General features: G+C 49.7%; 4 protein-coding genes. All 4 read right to left on the minus strand.

Annotated features, from left to right (window positions below; all coding sequences use genetic code 11):
• On the minus strand, positions 1–1,183 hold a 1,183-nt coding region (locus DBO31_RS08285), incomplete at its 3' end, for a CaiB/BaiF CoA-transferase family protein (protein ID WP_150824913.1).
• Between the two features lie 12 nt (positions 1,184–1,195).
• On the minus strand, positions 1,196–1,516 hold the full coding sequence (locus tag DBO31_RS08290) for a hypothetical protein (RefSeq protein ID WP_199595676.1): 321 nt from the start codon (positions 1,514–1,516) through the stop codon (positions 1,196–1,198).
• A 4-nt stretch (positions 1,517–1,520) separates the two neighbouring features.
• A complete protein-coding gene (locus DBO31_RS08295; protein WP_200817505.1) occupies positions 1,521–2,882 on the minus strand; it encodes an acyclic terpene utilization AtuA family protein in 1,362 nt (453 codons plus the stop codon).
• A gap of 228 nt (positions 2,883–3,110) precedes the next feature.
• A partial coding sequence (locus tag DBO31_RS08300) for a helix-turn-helix domain-containing protein (RefSeq protein WP_150824914.1) occupies positions 3,111–3,687 on the minus strand: 577 nt, incomplete at its 5' end.

The raw sequence follows: 3,687 nt of genomic DNA on the forward strand, positions 1-3,687 counted from the left end.
CAGTAATTGATTTTGTAAAGTACGCAATAGTATCTTCATCCAGATGCAGGATATCCGCCAAAACGTTTCCTGTATCTTTTCCCAGTGTAGGCGCCTTCGCATAGGTATAGGGATCGGCTTCTGTCATTTTTACCGGATTCCCTGTTACGCGCATTTTCCCTTCCACGGGGTGGTCAATTTCGCAAATCATCTGACGGGCTTTGGCAATGTGTTCATCGTTTACTACATCGGACACATCATGGATAGGTGCACAAGGTACACTGTGTGCCCTGAGGATTTCAATGATTTCTTTTGCCGTATGCTGTTTTGTCCAGCTCGTAACCATGGCGTTCAGTTCATCTTTCTGATTTGCCCGGTCCTTATTCAGTTTAAACCGTTCATCGGCAAACCAGTCGGCATGATCCGTCGCTTCGCAGAACCGTTTCCAGATAGCATCGTTACCGACACCGATGACAATCCATTTATCCGATGCTTCAAAAGAATCGTACGGATAAATGAATTCATAACGGTTGCCTGCCCGCTGAGGAATACGGCCTTCTACCATGTAAATTTCCGTTATGGTTTCCATGGCGCTGACCGAGCAGTCCACCAGCCCTACATCGACGTATTCACCGTGATGCTGTGTATTCCGCCCCTGCAGAGCTGCCAGGATGCCGATGCAGCAGTTCAGGCCGCCCAGGACATCACCGATAGCCGTCCCCGTCCGGGTTGGCGGGGAATCAGGCCAGCCGGTAACACTCATCATGCCGCTGAGTGCCTGGGCAATGACATCATAGCCGGGCAGCAGCCGGTACGGGCCGGTCTGGCCAAATCCGGATATTGACGCAAAGATGATATTCGGATTGAGTTTCTTTACTTCTTCATAGGAAAATCCCATTTTAACAATGGTGCCGGGTTTGAAATTTTCTACAAAAACATCCGAGACTTTGATGAGCTGACGAAGGACTTCTTTTGCCTTTTCATCATGCAAATCCAGTTCCACACTCTTTTTATTGCGGTTCAGGTTGGCATAGTAGGCACTGATTCCTTTATCAAACGGAGGATACGCCCGGCTGTCATCGCCATGGGGCGATTCAATCTTAATGACTTCCGCTCCCATATCTGCCAGCAGCATCGTGCAGTAAGGGCCGGAAAGGACACGGGTGAGATCGAGGACACGGATGCCTTCTAATGGTTTAGACATAGCATGACACCTCTATTCATCATCAATTTCAATATACATTCTGAGAAGAGCAGCTTCCATGCATTTTCCCAGTGTGTCCAGGCGCAGGGAACGGGTCGCACCGCCATCGAGGGCATGATGCATGACGAAGTTGAAGCCGTCCAGCTGGGGAACGTCGTAACGTACGACATCGCCGAATACGAGTCCTTCGAAATGACGGCGCACGGCATCAGCCGTCAGTTGTTTTTCCATCGCTTTATAATACTGGGGTTTCCGTGCATAGATGCAGATATTGGATGTATCGCTTTTATCACCGCAACGGCCATGGGCGATATCTTTTAATTGTACTTTCATGATTTCAGACCTCCTCAACAAATGTCGTAAGTTTGATAGCGTCGCGCGGAATCAGTGTCGGCCAGAGAGCAAATACTTCACTGGGACGGCTGCGGCCGCCGAAGAAGCAGCCCTGTGCCGGGCCGTTCAGATTGCTGACAGCCGCTACTTCCGGCGTCAGTTTCAGGCCTTCTTTTTTCGATTCCGTCATGATTGCGTAGCGGAGGACGACTTCATTGAGGTCGGCATCGATTTCCGGAGCCAGCGGTCCATGGAGGGCATTGACGCCGAGATAGCTGATGTTCTTGCGGACGATTTTAGCATTCTTCATGGCAAGCCGTTTGTCGAGGATATCGGCAGCCATCTTTGCCTTGTCGTACGCGCGCGGCCAGGAATAGGGCAGGTAGGCAATGGTACGGTACCCTTCCAGATAACCGACGCAGAGTTTTAGTGTATCCGGAGCCGGTGTACCTGTAACACCGCGGACGGCTACGTGATCCCGTTCGATTTCTTCCAGTGTAATCTTGCTGAAATCGGCGACGACATCGGGAGTAATGTATTTGGATGGATCATGGATTTCATAGAGCAGCTGTTCTTTGACCGACTGAGGCGTAACCAGGCCGCCGGTATTCTTCGTCTTCGTCAGGACGAGGCTGCCTTTTTCGCTGATTTCGGCAATAGGATAGCCAAGGTTTTCCGGGCTCGGCACGTGTTCCCAGTCGTAGTCATAGTTGCCGCCGGTCGCCTGGGCGCCACATTCGCAGAGATGGCCTGCCAGGATGCCCGTAGCTTTGGCTGTCCAGTCGTCGAGTTTCCAGCCAAATTCATAAATGAGGGGCGCTTCAAACATGGCCGTATCGGTCGAGCGGCCGAGAATGATGATGTCTGCTCCGTCTTCCAGGCATTTGACAATCGGTTCTACCCCGTAATATACGTTGGCGTTTACCATATTGGGCAGGATGCGGTCGATATCTTCACCCGTATCCATGTGTTTCATCGTGATACCCTGGGCACGCAGCTGGGGAATCAGTTCGCGCACGTCGTCACCGAGTACATAGCCGACTTTCAAATGATAACCGCCTTCGCGGATGGCTTCTTTTGCTTTTTCCACGCAGGCTTTGACATTCATGCCACCGGCATTGGTAATGACCTTGGTCCCTTTTTCGGCAAGATAGGGAAGCATACCTTTTAGAGCCGTGATGAAATCGCGGGCATAGCCGGCTTCAGGCCGTTTTTCCTGCTGGCGCCGCATAATAGAGAGTGTAAGTTCTGCCAGATAATCACAGCAGATATAATCAAGATTGTCTTCCCGTGCCATCGTAATGGGGGCATCGCTCAGATCGCCCCAGAACCCCTGGCCTCCGCCGATCCGGATTGTTTTCATCATAACGTAACCTCTTTTCATAAATAGTTGTGATAATAAGTATATGCAAGTCATGACTGTAACACATTGCTTTCACCATTTTATATGAAATTATAATGCCAATAAATTTTTCCGGAAGTATACGCGGAAACCATCCATAATATGCCCTTTTGACACAGAAACAGCCAGCGTATCCACTCCTCGTTGTATACACTGGCTGTTTCTTTTGTATACCAGGTATACATATAATGTTTACTTAGTATACAAATCATTGGAAAAACCATATAATTTATATTTTTTATAAAAAGTCCGCCGGCTGATGCCCAATAATTCCATGGCTTTCGTCTTGTTTCCCTGTGCTTTTTCCAGGGCTTCACGCATCCGTTCCCGTTCAATCTGCTGAATATCCATCCGAAGCGGCGATACATTCTGTTCCTGGCCGGACGGAGCTCTCTGTTCTTTTTCAGGCAATTCTGCCGTATATCCATCCCGGCTCTGTCCCTGCAGCAGTTCGTCAGGCAGATCTTCCGGCAGGATCACACTCCCTCCTGCGACGATGACGGCATATTCTACGCAGCTTTCGAGTTGCCGGACATTTCCCGACCAGGGACTCTTCTGCAATACGGCTGCCGTACCGGGAGAAAAAGACAGGTGCTTATGATATTTTTCTGAAAAAATATCCAGGAAATGGTTTGCCAGGAGCAGGATATCTTTCCGCCGTCTGCGCAGGGGCGGTATGACAATTTTAAAGGTATTGAGGCGGAAATACAAATCTTCCCGGAATTTCCCGTCTTCTACCATCTGTTTCAGATTCCGGTTCGTCGCCGCA

This window comes from Megasphaera sp. DJF_B143 (assembly GCF_900320625.1).
Taxonomy (GTDB): domain Bacteria; phylum Bacillota; class Negativicutes; order Veillonellales; family Megasphaeraceae; genus Megasphaera; species Megasphaera hexanoica.